Annotated in this window: 10 protein-coding genes; 4 read left to right on the top strand and 6 right to left on the bottom strand. The window is 37.8% G+C overall.

What is annotated here, in order from left to right; all coding sequences use genetic code 11:
* Nucleotides 1–5: 5 nt before the first annotated feature.
* Nucleotides 6–1,088, bottom strand: coding sequence for a GDP-mannose 4,6-dehydratase (gmd, locus tag M1D60_RS02015; protein WP_456277560.1), 1,083 nt, complete (start codon nt 1,086–1,088; stop codon nt 6–8).
* 2,331 nt (nt 1,089–3,419) lie between these two features.
* Between gmd and M1D60_RS02010 the strand changes: the two genes are divergently transcribed.
* Nucleotides 3,420–5,618: a sensor domain-containing diguanylate cyclase gene (locus tag M1D60_RS02010; RefSeq protein ID WP_456277559.1), complete on the top strand. Its 2,199-nt coding sequence runs from the start codon at nt 3,420–3,422 to the stop codon at nt 5,616–5,618.
* 467 nt (nt 5,619–6,085) lie between these two features.
* On the opposite strand, the gene M1D60_RS02005 is transcribed toward M1D60_RS02010, so the two are convergent.
* From M1D60_RS02005 to M1D60_RS01995, 3 genes are all read right to left on the bottom strand, one after another.
* On the bottom strand, nt 6,086–11,314 hold the full coding sequence (locus M1D60_RS02005; RefSeq protein WP_456277558.1) for a glycosyl hydrolase: 5,229 nt from the start codon (nt 11,312–11,314) through the stop codon (nt 6,086–6,088).
* Between the two features lie 1,158 nt (nt 11,315–12,472).
* Nucleotides 12,473–13,864 (bottom strand): glycoside-pentoside-hexuronide (GPH):cation symporter, encoded by a 1,392-nt coding sequence (locus M1D60_RS02000; RefSeq protein WP_456277557.1) that lies wholly within the window; start codon nt 13,862–13,864, stop codon nt 12,473–12,475.
* Between the two features lie 163 nt (nt 13,865–14,027).
* Entirely contained in the window at nt 14,028–16,322 is a 2,295-nt protein-coding gene (locus M1D60_RS01995) for a beta-glucosidase (protein ID WP_456277556.1), read from the bottom strand.
* Between the two features lie 151 nt (nt 16,323–16,473).
* Between M1D60_RS01995 and M1D60_RS01990 the strand changes: the two genes are divergently transcribed.
* Both M1D60_RS01990 and M1D60_RS01985 read left to right on the top strand, forming a co-directional pair.
* A complete protein-coding gene (locus M1D60_RS01990; RefSeq protein ID WP_456277555.1) occupies nt 16,474–17,748 on the top strand; it encodes a helix-turn-helix domain-containing protein in 1,275 nt (424 codons plus the stop codon).
* Nucleotides 17,749–17,949: 201 nt separating this feature from the next.
* Nucleotides 17,950–18,189 (top strand): hypothetical protein, encoded by a 240-nt coding sequence (locus tag M1D60_RS01985; protein ID WP_456277554.1) that lies wholly within the window; start codon nt 17,950–17,952, stop codon nt 18,187–18,189.
* Here M1D60_RS01985 and M1D60_RS01980 read toward each other — a convergent pair.
* The gene (locus tag M1D60_RS01980; protein WP_456277553.1) at nt 18,179–18,382 is read right to left on the bottom strand and encodes a hypothetical protein; all 204 of its coding nucleotides are present in this window, start codon (nt 18,380–18,382) and stop codon (nt 18,179–18,181) included. The two genes, M1D60_RS01985 and M1D60_RS01980, sit on opposite strands and share 11 nt — an antisense overlap.
* A gap of 45 nt (nt 18,383–18,427) precedes the next feature.
* Between M1D60_RS01980 and M1D60_RS01975 the strand changes: the two genes are divergently transcribed.
* Nucleotides 18,428–19,024, top strand: coding sequence for a YdcF family protein (locus M1D60_RS01975; RefSeq protein WP_456277552.1), 597 nt, complete (start codon nt 18,428–18,430; stop codon nt 19,022–19,024).
* Nucleotides 19,025–19,619: 595 nt separating this feature from the next.
* On the opposite strand, the gene M1D60_RS01970 is transcribed toward M1D60_RS01975, so the two are convergent.
* Nucleotides 19,620–20,375, bottom strand: a complete 756-nt coding sequence (locus M1D60_RS01970) for a transposase (protein ID WP_456277551.1) — start codon at nt 20,373–20,375, stop codon at nt 19,620–19,622.
* Nucleotides 20,376–20,431: the final 56 nt, after the last annotated feature.

Genomic DNA, 20,431 nt, shown 5'->3' with positions numbered 1-20,431 from the left:
CACTCCTAATCAAACTCTCTTCTAATTCTTGTTTCTCTTTCTACTAATTTCATATCACTTTGAACCATGATTCTTACAAGTTCTTTAAAACTTGTCTTTGTAGGGTTCCAATTCAATTTAGTTCTTGCTTTTTCAGGATTACCTAGTAATTGCTCTACCTCTGCCGGTCTAAAGTATTTCGGATCAACCTCAACAACTACTTGTCCAGTTAATTTATCTATACCTTTTTCATCAATGCCTTCACCTTGCCAATCAATTTCAATGCCAACTTCCTCAAAAGCAAGTGTTGCAAATTCTCTTACTGTATGCATTTCACCTGTAGCAATTACATAATCTTCTGGTTCATTTGCTTGTAGCATTAACCACATGCATTCTACATAATCTTTTGCATACCCCCAATCCCTTTTAGCATCTAAATTTCCAAGATATAACTTTTCCTGTGTTCTTTTTTTTATGCGTGCCGCCGCAAGACTTATTTTTCTAGTAACAAAGGTTTCTCCACGCCGTTCAGACTCATGATTGAATAATATCCCATTTACAGCAAACATTTTGTATGCTTCTCTGTAATTCTTTGTAATCCAATAAGCATATAATTTCGCTACTCCATATGGACTTCTTGGGTAAAATGGAGTGCTTTCACTCTGTGGCACTTCTTGAACCTTTCCGAAAAGCTCGGAAGTGGAAGCTTGATAAATTCTCATTCTATCTTCATAACCTAAAAACCTAATCGCTTCAAGCAATCTTAACGTTCCTATACCATCGGCATCCGCTGTATATTCTGGCACTTCAAACGAAACTTTAACATGAGACATAGCAGCAAGATTATAAACTTCATTAGGTTTTATCTCCCTAATTAACCGAATTAGATTTGTAGAATCTGTCATATCTCCATAATGTAATTGGACCTTTCTATTAATATGCATATCCTTTATTAACTCATCTATATATAAATGCTCGATTCTCCCTGTATTGAATGATGAACTTCTTCGGATAATGCCATGTACTTCATACTCTTTTTCTAATAAGAATTCAGCTAAAAAAGAGCCATCCTGTCCTGTAATCCCTGTAATTAAAGCTACTTTTTTCATGATTAACCTCCACTGAAATTTTGTTTTTTGTAAAGTTGAATAAAAATAATTTTGACCTAATAATACTTTTTTTATTGGACGCATCCTTTAGAATATTAATCTTCCGACCACTGTTTTTTCGGGGCTATTACTATCATTTCTTTGTTATTATTTTTCATGCCCATCACCAACTAAAAATTACTATTAGCAATAATCATAGCCATAAAAATACCTAACCCCATCCTGATCTTTCTCAAATGGAAGAAAATTTAGCAAGCCGTATAAATAACTTTCAATCCACTTTTTCAATAACCCCTTGCTGCTATCTAGTTTGTCCGCCACCATTAGCGTATGGCTTATAGAGAGAATGTTGAAAATACAGTTCATAATACATGGATCTCATAACCATATTATCGGTACCATTTTAAATATGGTAAGTAAAATACATTAATATGCATTTTTACTATAGTAGCTACAAATTATATTTTTTTCATTTTCTATTTATCCGTTATTTTAGTTTTGGTAAATCCGCAATCTTCTCCACCCTTTTGTATGCTTAAACACTCTACATAGCAATAAACTACCGTTATTGATGCCTACCTACAATTTCGGAACAGGTAAAGGCTATAGTTTATCCGAAACGGTACAGGCATTTGAAAGAGTACCCAAAGAGATGTTCCATACCAGAAACACCTACATACATTTTCTATCGGTCAAACAGTTAATAACCAAGGTTAAGTAAAGTTAACAGCTTTTATAACTAAACATTAAAAAGCACCAAATGTTAAGCCCTTCTACAACTATACTATTAATAAGTTAGAGCAGTCTCTTCTTGAAAGGAGACCTAGTAAATTTCGATAAACAGTTAATTTTTGAAGGTAGGGTATTTGACCTAAAAAAAGCGGAGAAATTAGGACTAGAAATCTTGAGGATCAAAGTAAATAGTTCTTCTGACAAGAAATAGATACCAAGCTGTAATATTCATTTAGTGGCTACTTTTCTATCCCCCTTCCGTGACATAGTACCCGATGTACCCATAAACATGTCCTCCTTTTCTAATTTCTGTTACCTAACTGATAATTTTATACGATAAAATCTAGTTAATTTCTAGCCTTATATATAATTAACCAACATAACAACATTTATTTCCAAGTTTATAAAATAATTCAAGGTAACTTTTTCAGATGTAATTATTTTGACTCCTTCTCTTACATCTTCAAAAGGTCAATATTCTTCCGATGAAAATTGATTGAAGTTGCCTTTCTATGTAATGAATTTCCACTTAAACTTAATCTAATACTAATTCTTATTCCTGAAGAAGGAGAAAGAAATGAGTATAACTATCCAAGCAAAAAGTTTTGAAATAGAGGTTAGTAAAGAAAAGAATCTGCATTTATATGAAATTACATATTAATTGAATTGTAGATACATATTAAATGAAAATAGAAGAAAATTGTAGTTGGAATCGAAAGAAAATGGAGATTGAATTTGACAAAATACTTGAGAATCATTTAAACCCTTCAAAGTGAACACAAGCGTTTACTTTGAAAAGTTATTCTAACTTACAGAATTACAAGTATTAAACCTAGCATCAAATTGGATCTCCCTTTCTACATCACTGATAAAACGCTTAGGAATTCAATTGAAATAAGTGATCCATTTTTTATAAAGGTAGTGTGGAGGAAATTAGAACTCTTCCCTAACTATCTACTAGATTCCTTAACTCTTCCCAATTTTCTTCTGTCACATCGTTTCTCATAATCACTCGATCAGATGGAACAATTCGTATTCCCTCTTTTTTCCATCAACAAAAGTCACATAGTCTTACGTCGTATTTTTTCGAATTCTATAAAACTCTTCTAATTGAAGATATTGAAATTAGACAACAGTGCCCATAATTACAGTAAGTAAAATACCGATAATGGTTCCGATGTAATGACCTCCTTCCTGTATTAATTGTAAATTAATTAATAATGCAGTAGTGTTTGTTTAATAAGTTTTGTATGACCACCCACAAAAAGGTGCTTTTTATTATTTAATGCAAGAGACAGGCTAATAATGCTTTTTTAATAGTTATTTTCTGAATTTTTTAACAATATCATTTAAACAGTTTCAAACTAGTACGAAGAGTTGAAGATAATCGAAGACTCAAACAAGCGGTGAAAAAGTATCCTTATTCAACATTTCCCTTTGATTGAGTTAGTTTCTCACATATATATAACCTCGCAGGAGTAACCAGGTTTAAGAAGACAATTTTTAATGACTTACTTTAGGACTTCAGTCCCTATCTCCCCGTAACGTGACCTCATGCTATAATTATAGCAATATCCCTTGAAATCAGGAGTTAACACTATGAAACTAACTTTCAAAAAGTACCACATACTCATTAGTATTCTTCTTTTCACTCTATTTTTAAATAGTCAACTAAAAGCTTACGCAGCACCCAATACGATTGAAGTAGGTATCGATTTTGAGGAGGAGGATATCACTCCGCATTTATCGGTATACGTGGATCATGACAATTTATCAGAAGAAGAGATTCTTACCATTCAAGACAAATTTTCTCCGATGAGTGAGGTTAACATTGACGGTGATATGTCTAACTCTACTTATTGGATTAAATTCAATCTATTAAATACTAGCGACGTTCCAAAAGAGTTGTTATTAGAAGTAAAGAAGCCACATTTAAGTTTGGTTTCTTTGTATACTCCTTTAAATGAAACTCTGAAACTAGAGGAAACTATTGGGTACAGCTTGCCTTTCAACGAACGAACCATTAAACACCGTAACTTGGTCTTTACACTCAACCTAGAACCTTCCACCACAATCACTACATATTATTTAAAGATTAAAACAGATAGTTTTTTTCAGGCCCCCCTTACACTTTGGGACCCTACTTCTTTTGCCGTTAATCAATCTAATGATCAAATCAGTTACGGTCTATTTTATGGCACGATGATTGCCATGATGATCTATAACAGCTTCTTATTCTTTTCTCTAAGAGAAAGAACTTATTTGTATTACATTTTATTTATAGCTTCGTTCACCATCATGCAAGCAATCTGGGATGGCTTTGCCTTTCAATGGCTTTGGGGGGATTCCCCTTGGTGGGCACTTAGGTCTAACTCATTTTTTATACTCTGCTCATCGTTGTTCGCCATACAATTTGCTAAACATTTTTTACAGTTGAAAAGCATTGCACCGCTTCTATATAAAATGGTGAATGGTTTTACAATTGTTTGTGCCATTTCTTTAGTTACCCCTTTATTTTTAAGTGTTGGTACTTCCACTATGGTTAGTACGATTATCGCTACTTTTTTTGTTGTTTTTATTATTTTAATTGCACTCAAAGTAAGATTACAAACACGGGAAGCCAGGTTTTTTATAGCTGCATGGGCTTTATTATTAGTAGGAGTAAGCATCAACATTCTAGCTGCCTATAAAGTGTTTCCTATTAATTCGATTACGTTATTCGCTCCAAAGATAGGCTCTCTTGTCGAGGTGTTGGTCCTATCCTTAGGACTAGCAGATCGAATTAAAAGGATTACGATTGAAAAAGAATCGGAAGCAAAAAAATATTTCATGCAAGTCCTTCTTCAGCAATCCTTTAAACAGATGACTAGCTTAAAGGAACATCATTTATTAGCTGAAAGTGCTATAAACGCTCTAAGGAATCTTACTAAGTTTGAAAAAGGGGTATACCTTTCTAAAGATAAAACAACTTGGCATATTTTAGCTCAACATGGTGATCTATCAGCTGAGCAACCCTTCAATATTGATAACCAATTATTAGAACAAATCACGTATACACATGAAGTAGATCCAAAGATATTTGGGATACAACAGTTAAACGGGACATTCTTGTCTATACCTGTTGTCTGCCAGGACCATACTGGTCTACTCGTTGTTTATAGTGAGGAATTCTATCATTTAGATCCTGATCAACAAGAGAAAATTTTGCCACAATTCATGGAACAATTCACGGTTCTCATGGAGAACGTAATGAATTATGATTCGATAAAGAAATCAGCCATGTATGACCATCTAACCCAAGTATTAAATAGAAAACACTTCTTAGATCAAGCAAATATGGTTTTAAAGGAATCCACTGAAGTATCCGTCTTATTAATCGACATTGACCACTTTAAACAAGTAAATGATACGTATGGTCATACCATCGGGGACCAAGCCATTGTATTTGTGGCGAACAAAATCGCTGAAAGTTTGAAAAACAGTGGATTTGTAGGAAGGTATGGTGGGGAAGAGTTTATTGCAGTATTAACCAATACTAATGTACAGAGGACTATGGAAATCTCAAATGTATTAAGAGAATCTTTTCATTTGCATCCACTCACTCTTGATCACGGAATAGAGATCTTTTTAACGGTTAGCATTGGAGTCTCTCATCAGGGAGTGCGTGCGAATTCCTTCATAGATGAATTGATTCAGCAGGCAGACGATTGCTTATATAGAGCTAAAAACTTGGGTAGAGACAGAGTCGTGATTAATGAGCAACATAGGGACAGGGACTTTGTACCTAGCAAAAAATAGAGGAAAGGCGACGGCTCTGATCTAAAGAAAAGGACTGGATTTGCCGTTTCCTGTCCATGAAAAAGGAAGCATGACCTTTACCCATGCTTCCTCTTGCCAAATCACTTCATTTGAATTCATTTGTTGGATTGCTTTTTCCACTTAAACTACTGGATCATATTGCTGTCCGCCCTGTAAAGTATAACCTCTGCTTATTGCAACAAAGTCCCTGTCCCATCGTTTCTCCCTCGTTTCTCCTCGGACCCTGAGTCCTCTATTTCACCGATTTCTAGTCGTTTTGGACTTGTTGCGGACACTGAGTCCTCTATTAGAGCAATTACAGAGGAAATTACTCGTTTTTGAGCAAATAGAGGACTCTCGGTCCACTTTGTCGGCATTTTCATCGTTTTTACTAGCAATAGAGGACTGAGGGTCCGCTAGAATCCGATGCGTCCCCTCAGACCTCTATTTCACCGATTTCAGAGTAACTAGTTATTTTTACCTTTGCCTTTGCCTTTCTTTATCTTCGGTTTTTTGTTATTAGGTTTTTCGAAAGTCGTAAAGACGGTAAAATGGTCTGTTTCAGCAGTTACATATCCATCTGTAAACGTACCTCCAATTGATACATATTTATGTTTCTCGTCATCGTAGTAATAAATTTTAACTTTGCTAGAATCTTTATAACCTTCTACCTTGAACGTAATCGTTACAGGTGTTTCAAAGGCATCAATCACTGTTTCTCCTTGGGTAATGGTAAAGTCATAAACTGCGGATAAAGCTTTATTATTGTCTTCATATTTAGTAATAGCGATTTGTGCTGTTCCTTCCTCAGTCAGGTTCTTAGCAGGTATATCTAGTACCAAATCCTGCTTGGCTAATTGAATAACAGCGTAACGTTCTTTTAATGCTTCTACTTGGCCGCCATCTAGTTCTAGAATTATATTTTCATAACTGTTGGCTTCATCAAGGTTGATCTCAAGAGTTCCTTTTAACGCTAATTCTTCAATAGAGTCTCCATTAATTGTAGCTTTATTAGTAGATGGATCGAAGTCAGCCGTAACTTGAACGATTGGTTCACCACCTATATCCTCTTTCACTTCAACCACTCTCACATTGTCAATCACTACATGATATGGTACTGGAAGCTCAGCATCAGCTGCAACACGTCCTAAGCCGAATAATAGTTTGGCCGTACCATCTGTACTTACTTCTAGAATTGCTTCATAGTTTTGCATCGTGTTAGTAATGTCAAATGTTTGTCGCTCTGTCCCTTGAAGTTCAAGATATAACGGACGTTCTTCGTCAGCCTTTGCATCAAATGCAACTTTGTATGTTCCAGCCGTTAAGTTGATATTTTGGAACAAATGGATTTGCCACCAATCCCAACCTACTTGTTGGATTGTTGCTTGTAATTCACCATCTACAACAGAGAAGTCAGCAAGACCTGCATAGGCTTCAAATTCACCTTGGTTATGGATGTTCCAGCCTTCCAGCGGATTGTCACCATTCCCAAACTCATTAGTCGTGTCAAACCCGCCATCAATAACTAGGTTTTCTCCTACTTCAACCCATTCTTTTTCTGGCTCTGGGTCAGGTTGAGTCGCTTTCTCTTCCACTTCAACTAATTTCACATTATCAATCATGATATTGTATGGAGTAGTTAATGTTGGATCAGCACCAGTTTTTCCAAGACCAATTAATAACTGTTTAACCCCATCCGCACCAACTTCAATGATCGCTTCATGAGTTTCCATTGTGTCAGTAACTGTTATGGTTTCCATGTCACTACCAGCAAGTTCAACATATACTGGGCGTTCCAAGTCAGATTTAGCATCAAATGCAAACTTATAAGTTCCCACTGGGACATCTAAATTCTGCAATAATTGTATATGCCAGAGTTCCCAACCCACTTGTTGGACGGTTACTTGTAACTCACTATTGATTACAGAGAACGCAGCTTTACCTCCATTTGGATCATGGGCACCCATATTAAAGATGTTCCAACCATCCACTAATTGATCAGGAGCTGTACCAAATTCTGAAGTCGTGTCAAACCCGCCATCAATAACTAGGTTTTCTCCTACTTCCACCCATTCTTTTTCACCCGGGTCGGTCGGGTCTGTTGGGTCTGTTGCTTCTCCTTCAACCACGATTTCTTTTTCTAGAGTATTATTTTCATAGTTTGCTTCTACAATATTCTTTTGGTTGTTTACATTGACTTTAACAGTATTCGTTCCTGCTTTGGCAGTCCATGCGCCAGGAGATCCCCAGTCATCTCTTAAGCCCATTGTTACAGTTTCACCTGCTCCAATTGGTGTGCCGACTCCACCCCAACCAAGAACTGCTCCGTTTATATGCATATCAAAACCAACAGCACCATTACCGTCTTTTGCAGATGCATTTCCACGGTTTTCGACCACTAGTTGGAACGTTACGGTGTCTCCGTCTTTTGGTTGAGCTGGTTCCCAAGTGAAATCTTTTATCACAAGATCAGCTTTAGTCATCATGTTTATTTCATTGTAAGGGAACTGAACTTTAGATGAACCGTTTACACGAACATCAATTGTTGATTCCGGAGTTAGATTAACAACCTCTAACTGTACTTTTCCGTATGCAAAATTGTTATAAATCCCTGTTACATCTGCAGTATCAGCTGTACCAGAAATCGTTTCAAATCCAGTTGTATCATCTAATTGATGCGGAGCAAATAGCTCTGTGCGATCCACTGTTCCATCATTGTTAAAATCATAAGACAGTTTCACTTGTACTTCTGCATTTGCAGCTGCATCTACTTCTAATTGATAGGCAGTTGTCCCTGTTCCTTGGAAATCTCCAAGAACATCCGTTACTTCGTAAACTACAGTGTCATTGTCTGCTGTTAGCGTATCAATAACTGCTGAGCTACCTTGCTCTTTTAATAGCGTTCTAACAGGTAGTGATCCTAATGAACGTAAGAATAGCTCATTCGTTTTTGGCGGATCTTCTACAATAATTTCTTTTGTAAATGTATTGTTATCTAAATTCACTTCTTCAAACTGTCCATCTGTAGGGTTATTAACATGAGCAGTAATGGTGTGAGTACCTTTTGTTGCAGTCCAGCTTGTTGCTGGGGAAGTCCAGTCTGCACGCAACGTCATCTCTACCGTTTCGCCAGGTCCAATTGGGTTATCGATTCCACCCCAACCAAGATTCCCATCGTTGATATTAATAATCATACCAACAGCATCATCTGCTTTTTTTGCTTCAGTGTATCCTTGGTTTTGTACTTTAACTTTAAAAGTAACAATATCTCCAGTAGCAGGAACAGATGGATCTGTAATAATATCTGTTACCACTAGATCTGGTTTTGTAGTGTCTGCTAAGTTTGTATTTCTAACAGTTGATGCTACTGAATTAGCAGGAACCGTTAGCTCAACTGCTGGGCTAGATCCATCAACACTTGTAAAAGTAACCGTTCTTTCAGTGCTTTCCGGGTTAAAAGCCATATACGTCTTCACACCGTTTTTATCAAAAACAGCGTACATAGAAGCATTGGCTGTAACAGAACGATCTACATGTCCGAGTTCTTCAAAATTGGTAATCCACTGGTACGTATGTGCTTTCGTTTCACCATACTCTGCAGCATAATCAGTGGTGTTGAACTTTTCTAGAGCAGCAGCAGGATCATACATCGCTTGGTACTTCCAGAAAATTTCCGCCCACTCTTGTTCGACTCCACCATTTTCTTCTACCATTTTGTTATAGTTGGCTTCCATATAGGTTGGATTAAAGCCAAGGTAGAAGGAAGATGAAGTAATTGGAAGCATGTTAATTCCATGTACCTCTTCACTGTTTTTCGTCCACCATACTCGGTACTCAGCCCCAGACGAGAATACCATCGGTGCATACTCATACTCATATTCAGCTGGTAGATTCATATTATCAATATCAAACCAATAGTTATTAATTGCGTCTACTTCAGTCGTGTACATATAAATACCTGCATCACGAATTGCGTCATTTCCTGTAGCTTCACCCCACATAATCATTCCTGCCCATGCGTTAATCGATTCTGAGGATGACTCCTGATTGTTACCTGGCTCAGCCGTTACCGAACCATCACCACCATAAAGATCAGTTCCATTACCAGATGCCCAAGCATGGCCAGCATATGGATCAAAATTTCTAAGGTAAGGGAACATAGAAGTATCAGTGCGGTCCCAGTTTGCCATATCTTTAATTAAAAGCTCGACCATTTCATCAAAATTAGTAGTCGTCGCCCAATTGTAGTTCTGCTCTAATAATGCTGCGGCATAAACCCAATAACCCCAGTGGAAATGATGGTCATTGATTGCCGTATCAGCACCGAATCCATTTGGATAAGCAAGCAACGTACCCCAGTTGTCATCATAATAGAAGAATCTAGTATCACGATCAGCTGGTGCAGCAAACCAATCCGCTAATTCATTTTGCATCGCTTCTCTAAATTTAGTTGCGGCTTGTTCATCACCTAATTGTTCCGCAATCGGTAAAATTTGAGACAGACGATTTAAGTTTTTCCCTACCCAATAAGGTCCATCACCTTCTAGTCCTGGACGGATTAACTGAGATTCCGCCTCTACTGTATCTACTAAGTCTTGCAGTCTTTCTTGATCTGCACCTAGTGTCGGCATGTATGGAAGCATTCCGTGGTAAGTAAGGACTGTCGTTACTGTGTTGCCAGCAAAGGTCTTCATGGTTCCTCTAGGAGAATGATACTCATAGTCTAGTAAACTATCAGTTGTGTTTCTCCATTGATGAGGGTAAAGAGCCATAATCGTACTGTCAGATTTTCCAGCTTCTTTTAATTCTGTTGTGACAGAAAGATTAGTTGTTACTTTACTTGTTTGTTCGTCATAAGAATACTCAACGATAGAATCTGTAATAAATGCGTAAGCGTGTTGCTCATAAAATGCTAATGTTTCTGTGCTTGCATCTGGTAATACTGCAATAGATAAATAGTCTTCTCCAGAAGGAAGAGTTGCAGTGAACTTACTAGAGTCTAGTCCAGTCCAAGTTGTTCCTGCTGGGGCAAAAACACCATAATGATTCCCATTAATGGTTACTCCTAAAACATTGCTATTTTCATCTCCACTCCATAAAGTAGCTTGCCCATTAAGGTTTATTTGAGGAATTGTATTCGTGTAAGTTGCATAGATGTAGGGACTACCGTGAGAAATGGTCGTTTTTAATTGTTGAGATTTGTCAGCGCTTTCAAAAAGTAGGTCAACAGCCCAATCACTATATCCATCTACTAATGCTGCCTCAGCAGTTAGACCTTCTCCACCTAATACAAGGTCTCTACCTTCATCTTCATAGAGAGCATTAATAAAATCTTTTCCATCTTCTCGATTGTTCGGTTCAACCTTTACTTCAGTATAATCAATTCCTAATCCTTGATCATAGGCTTTTACAGCTAATGGATGAGGATAGATGGCACTTGAATAATCCTTCCAAATCGCAGAGCTCCACCATTCATTTGTAGGTACTGCTCCTTCAATATTGATTGTTTTATAAATATCACTTTGAGGACTTCCGTAGTTTAATCCAGCAATGGATGTTCTGTAATTACCAGCACCTACTGAAACAGTGCCTTCTTCCGCAGCCAAAACACTAGTGGCCGGAAGAATAGTAGATAATGATAGTACAATCATTGTTATGATGGTTAAAAACTTTTGTACCCTTGGTCTACGTATCACTTTTGGTTCCTCCTAATTTTAAAAATCATATTTTATTTATGTACAGTTGCTAAGAGTGGATCACCTCCTTAAAAACTTTGTAGACTTTTTATTACAAGTGTTCATGTGGAAAATCGATATATGTGGTTATAGGTATGGTTTATTCGAATAAGAAACGAAACCGGTTTCTTTTTAGAGTGTAAGCGCTTTCTAAACTGTTAATTGGTAAAGCACTTAACGCTGTAAACCACGACAAATCTCAACCATTCAATCTAAATAGTTTTAATTATTATAATATTTAAGTAATATATCGTTGTCAATTTGAGTAAAAGGGAAAGAATGATCGTTTTTTGTAAAACAAACTATTGCCTTATAATATATTATTGGGGTTTAACTGTATTCTACGAAACTGGTTTATAACGATGATTACTTACTGAAAAAAAGAGTTTTCTTCTGCTTTTTCCGTAAGTTGCATCTTATGAATTAAAATATTGTAATAATAAATAAATGTCGAAAAATTTGGTACGGAGGTGGTACGGAGGGAGGTGGTACGAAGGGACAGGGACCTCGTTCCAGCAATTAACGGAACTCCCCTCCTGAGGATGTAAGGACATGAGCGATGGTAACTTTATCCCTGCACTTGATACCTTGCATCACCTGAATACCTTTCCCAAACCGCTCGTCCCTTTCCTCCCAAGTTTTTTGCCCACACCGGATTCTAGCGGACCCTCAGTCCTCTATTTCTAGTATAATCAGTGAAAATGCTGACAAAGTGGACCAAGAGTCCTCTATTTGCTCAAAAACGAGTAATTTTCTCTGTAATTGCTCTAATAGAGGACTCAGGGTCCGCAACAAGTCCAAAACGACTCGAAATTGCTGAGATAGAGGACTCAGGGTCCTCATAAGAATCTGTGCTACGAAGGTGTTCTACGAAGGGACAGGGACCTCGTACCAGCATTTTATGGAACTCCCCTCCTGAGGATGTAAAGACATGAGTGATGGTAATTTTATCCCTGCACTAGATAACTCGCATCAACCCAAGTTGCTTTCTCATTCCACTCATACCATTAGCGGATCCTCCACCGCACTAAAAAAATGCCAGAGGAACAAGAACTGTTCCTCCGGCATTTGATATCCCTTACTGGAACGAAGTCCCTGTCCCCTCGTCCCTCCTCGTCCCTACTGTTCTTTCCGCGCCTGAAGATCCGCCAAAATCTGTGGATACATCTTATCTAATTTATAGAAAGCTAAGATAGCAATCTGAATCAAGGCAATAATGGCTGGGACCCAGATAAACAGGAAGTTGATCATGGAAATGGCCGAGTCTGTTTGCTCTGCAACTCCTCCGATATAGCCTCCAAGAGTTAAGCTCCACCCCATAGCAGCTGCACCTAGCCCCATTCCAACCTTCGTTCCAAAGCTTCCTGCACTGTAGACTAACCCTTCTGTTCTTAGTCCTGTTTTCCACTCACCATATTCAATAGTATCGGCTAGCATGGCGAAGAAGGAGCCCATGAAAGGAACGGTTCCAAAACCGCGAATGACAGATCCTATTAAGACGAGGGTAAAGTTTGTTGGATCGATTAACATCACAACGGTTCCTATTAGGCCGAGGAGGAAACCACCAATCATTGTATTTCGTTTACCAAACTTCTTAATAATGGGTGCAATTAATAGTAATCCAATCATGATTGGAAACATTCCAGCTATACCAAGTGGGCCAACTAAGCCTGGATCACCTAAAATGTATTGTGCATAGTAAATACTGAGGCCACCACTTAGCCCCATACCCGTATAGGACACGAGTGCAAATAAAACAAGTAATGCCCAATACTTATTTTTAAATAGTGCCTTAACCCCTGCTTTAATAGGGACAGTGGACTCAGAATTTGCAACGGCCACTACTCGTTCTTTCGTTGTCAAAAATGTAATATAGAATATGATACCAGATAAAACTCCAAAAATTGTAAAGGTTACAGACCAACCAAGTTTCCCTCCACCAAAGGCATCAACAAGAGGGATTGTTGCTAAGGTTACAATCATTCCACCAATTAATGCAGAGAACATACGGAATATATTTAACGTTGCCCGTTGATAGCTATCTTGGGTCATTCGAGCATTTAGCACACCATAAGGAATATTAATTGCCGTATAAATAATATGAACGACATTATAAGTGATTGCGATATAGATCAGCATAGCAACTGGACCTAAGTCGGGAACGGTAAAGAGCATGATGGCTGATATCGTATACGGAATGGCCATCCACATTAACCAAGGACGTGCTTTTCCATGTTTTGATCTCGTTTTATCGACGACTGCCCCCATCCCAATGTCTGTAAATCCATCTAATAATCTTGAGAGTAAAATAATCGTACCAACTGCTGCCGCTGAAGCACCTGCAACATCTGTGTAATAGAATACAAGAAACGTAGAAACCGCTGTAAAAACAAGATTACTAGCTAAATCACCGATACCATACCCGAGCTTCTCTCCAAATCCAATGTTACTTCCAACTGGTGTTATCTTTTCTCCCGAGGAAATTACCTCATCGTTTCTAACTGCCCCCATATGCCACCCTCCTAATTTTTTACATATGTTTTGAATAGTAGGAACTAAGAATAAAACGCTTACATATATAAGGAAATCGAAAACCTTGCAAGGTCTTCCTAACCACTGAAAATAATCAATGATTAAGAAAACCAACATTCAACAAGGTTATTTAAAGTAATTGTTAATTCACCACTTTTTCAGAGACAGCATCATTAAGTGTTGCTAAAAGTGCTGTTAGCATTTCTTCTGTAAAAGCTTCAATAAAGGAAACGATCGTACGAAGTGGCATATAACGCATCATCGCGACCATCATTTCAGACTGATCCCCTTCCATCGCTTCCATCATCGGACTATTCTTCTGCATTTCTTGAAGTGCTGCCTGAAGCACAGGTCCAGCTTGTGGGTGAGCCAAAATATCTCCCATCGTAGAAGTTCGATCGAATGTCACTGGAATGACTATGGTCGACTCTACCTTCACCGTTTCAGATAAACAAATCTCTGCAGACGACTTTCCTACAAGGATTTCAAATTCCCCAGTTTCTACATGCCAATCTTTAATGTCTACATTATAGTAAGCAAACGCCCGCTGATCTAATGTAAATTGAACTGTTTTTTCTTCACCAGGCTGCAATTCTACTTTTTCAAACCCCTTTAATTCTTTACTTGGGCGATTAACGGTGCTTTCAACATCACGAACATATAATTGAACAACTTCTTTACCAGCAACATCCCCTGTGTTTTTCACCGTTACATGAACGTTCACTGTATCTGTGTCTTTTAACTCTTTTTGATCAACAGTAATGTTTGTGTAGTCAAAAGTGGTGTAGCTTAGTCCGTAACCGAATGGAAATAATGGTTCAATCTCTTTGGTATCATAGTAGCGATAGCCTACGAAAACGCCTTCTTTATATTCCACCGTGTCCCCTTCCCCTGGGAAATTCAGATGAGATGGGTTATGGCTTAGTTTTTGTGGGAACGTTTCAGCCAATCTTCCAGATGGGTTTACTTCACCGAACAAAATGTCTGCTACAGCACCACCGAATGCTTGGCCCCCAAGGTATGCTTCAAGAACTCCTTTTACACTGCCTAGCCATGGCATTTCAATCGGTGCACCGTTACTTAACACAACGATCACATTTGGTTGAACCGCTGCAACCGCTTCGATTAAGCGTTGGTGATTTTCAGGAATTCGTAAATGTGTACGGTCATAGCCCTCTGATTCATAACGATCTGGTAAACCAGCGAATACGATTGCGACATCCGATTGCTGTGCTTGCTCTACTGCTTCAGCTATCAATTGCTCATCTACCTCATCAGATTCTAGCTTATACCCTTCCGCAAACGTAACCTTAGCAGCTCCTGCCATTTTCTCAATCTCATTAAACACGCTATCTAGCTGAGTTGGATTAACGTGAGAACTTCCTCCACCTTGATATCTTGAATGCTTACCGAATGCACCAACTACAGCAAGCTTTCCTTCCTTTTTCAATGGAAGAATTCGGTCCTCATTTTTCAATAGGACCATGCTTTCACTAGCGACTTTACGTGCGAGTACATGGTGTGCTGCTTGATCGTACGTTGCATTTTCTTTTTTCTCATCCACCGATTTAAAAATAACCGTTAACAGTCGCTCAACAGCATTGTTCAATACCTCTTCAGATAGAAGCCCATCTTTTACTGCCTGAACGATTTTCTTGTCTCCTTCTCCGTTACTTGAAGGCATTTCAAGCTCAAGACCTGCTGCTAATCCTTCCGCTCGCTCGTTTACAGCACCCCAGTCAGAAACGACGAAGCCTTCATGACCCCATTCGTCTTTCAAAATATCTGTTAACAAGGTTTTGTTTTCAGAAGCAAATTCACCATTTACCTTGTTGTACGCACACATGACCGTCCAAGGCTGTGCCTTCTTTACTGCCCCTTCAAAGCTTGCTAAATAAATTTCTCTTAGTGTTCTCTCGTCTACAATAGAATTGGAAGACATTCTGCGGTGTTCTTGATTGTTCGCCGCAAAGTGCTTCAAGGACGTTCCAACCCCTTGACTTTGCACCCCTTCAATATGACTGGCAGCAAGCTCGGAGGAAAGGAATGGATCCTCTGAAAAATATTCAAAGTTACGTCCGCATAATGGAGAACGTTTAATGTTAGCACCTGGTCCAAGAAGAACAGCCACATCCTCAGCTTGGCACTCTTCTCCTAAGGCAACTCCAACCTTCTGAATTAACTCACGATCCCATGACCCCGCTAAACCTGCAGCCGATGGAAAGCAAGTAGCTGGGACACTATCGAATATTCCTAAGTTATCTGAGCCTTGCTTCTGTTTTCGTAACCCATGAGGTCCATCTGTCACCATCACGGATGGAATTCCAAGTCGTTCCACTGGCTTTGTATGCCAAAAGTTAAGTCCTGAACACAAACCTGCTTTTTCTTCTAGAGTTAGTTCTTCTATTAGTTGTTGAATCGTTTCTTTTCTACTCATAGTATCCTCCCTGTAAACGTTTTTGTAATTTTCTTACTTCCAATTTTAACTAAAGAGATTCCATACTTTTTGTAAAAATGTTATATTTTTTGTATATCATTCACTATTTTTAAAACGCTTTCATAAATCCTTATACATTCGGAGGTTCATCATGAGTTTCTTTAATTATAAAGATAAAGAGGAAGTAGAATACTTTAGTAAACTCATCTATGAAATAACGTATATTCCAGTCTACTTTTACAACGAAGACAATGAGGTCGATATTCAATATCCCGCGAATTTCACAGTTAACCCTATTCACCCAGAACAGAAAGAGTTATTTACACAATTTGATTTTCAAAAGGATCCCTATGATGTACCAGTGCTACGCTCGACTACCTTTCTTGAAAACTATATCTCTATTCGAGTGGGACCGCAAAGCCCATTAAACGGGACATGGATTATTGGCCCCTCTTTATATAGAGAAGCCGCTGAAGAAACTTTGAATGGATTAATCAGTGACTTACAAATTAAAGTAGATAAGAAAACGTTATACGACTATTATCATACAATACCAATTGTTAGTAAACGCTCCCTCCTACATACTGCTCTTATTGCTACATACTTGTTATATTCTAAACGCCTTGATCTTACAGAAGTGATTCAGCTGGACAGTTCATTGGATTTTGATGGTAAACCAAAGGAAAATCCTGACCTTCATGTGGCGAAAAATAGACAGGAAATTTCGTTTCATACCACCTACGAAACGGAGCAAGCAACCTTTCAATGTATTAAAGAAGGTCGTAAAGAGGAATTACTGAGTAGAATAAACTTACCTGAAATGGAGGGAAAGCTTGGCATCCTTTCAAAGAAAAGCCGACTTCGTAGTGAAAAAAACTTAGCCATCTCTGCAATCACCTTAGCAACGCGGTCCGCAATGGAAGGCGGCGTGCAGCCTGAGCTTGCTTACACAATGAGTGACTTATACATTCAAGAATTGGAGGAACTAAAGGAGATTACTGCCATTCAAAAGCTATTACAGCAAGCCATCCTAGACTTTACAGACCGTGTAATTGAAGGAAAGCACCATACATACTCTCGTCCTATCGTTCAATGCCAGTCTTATATTTACAAACATTTATATGAAGAAATCTCACTAGCAGATCTCGCCAAAGTGGCAAACATGAATCCAAACTATTTATCTACTACATTCAAAAAAGAGGTAGGACTCTCCGTTACAGAGTATATTTTGCGGGAAAGGATCAAAGAAGCAAAAAAGCTCCTCTCCCACTCTGATTACTCCATTTCAGAAATCTACACCTGGCTGAACTTTCACGACCAAAGCCATTTTACAAAGGTATTTAAGAAGATGACAGGCGTTACACCGAAAAAGTATCGTAGCGGTACGAACGGTACGAAGGGACAGGGACCTCGTTCCAGTGATTAAAAAGTATTGGCAACTTATTGACCACGGATACAGTTCTATCGGTTTCTATCTATTCTACATGTACGTAAAACCGTCCACCTGGTCCCCGATAATACAATTATTAAAATGAATGTCGAAAGCTGTTTATTTAAAACCAAAGAAAATTATGTTAGGCTTTTATTGTAATAATTTAACAATTAATAGTAAGGTGTGGTGGGTAGTTTGGCTTTATTTATCGGGGTATTGGTATTGTTGATCTTCTGGGGAATCTTTGTCCTCTATTCCACTTTGTTTAAAATGACAAAAGTGGATTATGAGGATAAAGGTGGTATTCGTGTACACTATATTGAGTTTGAACTTTTATTTAGATTACTAAGTAGATTTCCGTTTGGTGTAATTAAGGGATTCACAATATTAATTGGAATCTCATTCGTTATCTTTGGAACAGTTTTCATAATTTAGGGGTACGAAGGTGGTACGAAGGGACAGGGACCTCGTTCCAGTAATTAACGGAACTCCCATCCTGAGGATGAAAGGACATGAATGGGAAAGCAGGGTCAGGACTTTGTCCCAATATACTAGAAGACAATATGCCATTTCCACCTGCTCCCTCGATTCGTACAATTGCAACTGGCTCTTTAATGAACATATTCACGAGACAAAGTCCCTGTCCCCTCGTGCCAAAAAGGATTGATTTAAATTGACCAAAAAATATGTATTAAGATTATTCTTTTCTATCATCATTATTTTCCTTGTATTCGTTACATATTCAGCTTTTAGCATTTGGTCCTTCAGTGGAAAAAACCAATTAGTTAAAACGGATGTTGCAGTAGTACTTGGTGCTGCCGCCTGGGATGGTGAACCATCTCCCGTTTTACGCGAAAGGATTAATCATTCCATCTGGCTTTATGAGAATAATTATGTAGATAAAATTATTTTCACCGGGGGGAAGGGTAAAGGAGACAAGTATGCAGAATCTGAGGTTGCAAGGGTTTATGCTATTAAGAACAATGTTAGACAAGAGGATATTCTAATTGAAACAAAATCAAGGATTACAGAAGAGAACATAAAATATGCTTATGAAATAGCATCTGAGAAAAACTTCAGCACATATACCATTGTAAGCGATCCTTTGCATATGAAAAGAGCAATCTTAATGGCAAAGTCTACTGGAATGGATGCATATTCATCACCTACACAAAGTTCCGTTTATAAAACATTAAAAAGTAAACTTCCCTTTTTCTTACGAGAGTTGTTTTTCTATATCGGTTATTTTTTTAGTTTGCCGTTTAGATAATGTTGCACAAAGAAAAGGACATCATGTTCTTTGTGAGTATCAATAAAGGCCATAAACAAAAAAACGCCCTCAGCTTCAGACAGTCCTAAATGCATTAATGAATCTTCCAAACAAGTATTGTATGGTGATTAGAACATGCAAGTACAGTAATGCTGCAACAGGGAAAAATGTGGCTTGAGGATAAAAAAGAGTTGCTTCAGGATAGAGCTATTAATATATGTAATTAATATTGGGATAAATCCAAAGAGGGAATAGGCTAATAGCTTAAACAAGTATCCTATTAATTTAGAAACATCCCATTTCTTTACAAGCTTATCTATGACTATAGAAAACCAGAGGACAAAAATAATATGTATTACTTCTGAGTTAGCACATGATAGAACTCCAAGCAAAATAAAAAGCTTGTAAAGATTAATTATCTCTACAAGCTGGGAGGATTAAGATAGGTTGATATTTTACAAGAAACATGGCTTACAAGACATACATCTTATATTAGTAATATATCATATTTTGTCGAATCGTGTCGATTTTAAATTAATGGAATTTTTTCCAGTTTTAGGTGGTACGAAGGGACAGGGACCTCGTACCAGCTATTCTACTTAACTCGACTAATCACACTCTTAGAAATTCCAGTAACTCTCGAAATTTGGCCTAAGGAAACTCCATTAAGAAGCCTTACCTGGGCCAAAATACCAACTCTTTGTTCTCGCTCCATCTGTTGAAGCTTGCTACTACTCTCTATACCTAAAGATAACAGATAATCCCTTACCTCCGAATCAGAAAGTTTCACTTCATATTCAAGACACTTGTCGGTATTACTTTCTTCCATGTATTCCCTAAACCATTGGATAGCTACCTTTCGTTCTCCTGAAAGCAAATTAAGTACCCAATCAATATCTACTATCCTGACATGTTCTACATAGTCATGAATACTTGTCCATCTACTATCCCAAACGGTTTGAACAATTTCTGCCTTTAAAGGGTTTTGGTGAATATAACGAAGAACCGTCCAAAAGTACCTCTTATCTTCTACATTCTCACTCTTATAACGTTCCTGAAACAAATGCCCACACCGCTCATACTTCCAGTTGTACCAAAGGACATAGCTTGAGCAAATTCTCATCATCACTTTTGATATCGATTCTTCACCCTCTTTTAATAAAAGATGAACATGATTATCCATCAAACAATAACCATATAGTTCAAATCCACAAATTCTCTTATACTTTGCAAGAATCTCTAAGAACTTCTTTTTATCTTCCTCATTCTCAAAAATCACTTGTCTATTAATACCTCTCATAATAATGTGGTAAATCCCCGTCCTGCTAATTCTCCTTGCTTTTCTAGGCAAACATAAATCACCTCCAACTGGTTAACGAAAAAATGCTCTTAATGAGGAATCATATA

It is taken from the genome of Bacillus sp. AK128 (assembly GCF_053903075.1).
Note: the sequence above shows the minus strand (reverse complement) of the source record. Positions and strands in the feature narration are given on the sequence as shown.

Bases quoted from the DNA above. Each gene is read 5' to 3' on its own strand.
- gmd (WP_456277560.1), bottom strand. From the start codon at position 1,088: ATGAAAAAAGTAGCTTTAATTACAGGGATTACAGGACAGGATGGCTCT.
- M1D60_RS01990 (WP_456277555.1), top strand. From the start codon at position 16,474: ATGAGTTTCTTTAATTATAAAGATAAAGAGGAAGTAGAATACTTTAGT.
- M1D60_RS02010 (WP_456277559.1), top strand. From the start codon at position 3,420: ATGAAACTAACTTTCAAAAAGTACCACATACTCATTAGTATTCTTCTT.
- M1D60_RS01995 (WP_456277556.1), bottom strand. From the start codon at position 16,322: ATGAGTAGAAAAGAAACGATTCAACAACTAATAGAAGAACTAACTCTA.
- M1D60_RS02000 (WP_456277557.1), bottom strand. From the start codon at position 13,864: ATGGGGGCAGTTAGAAACGATGAGGTAATTTCCTCGGGAGAAAAGATA.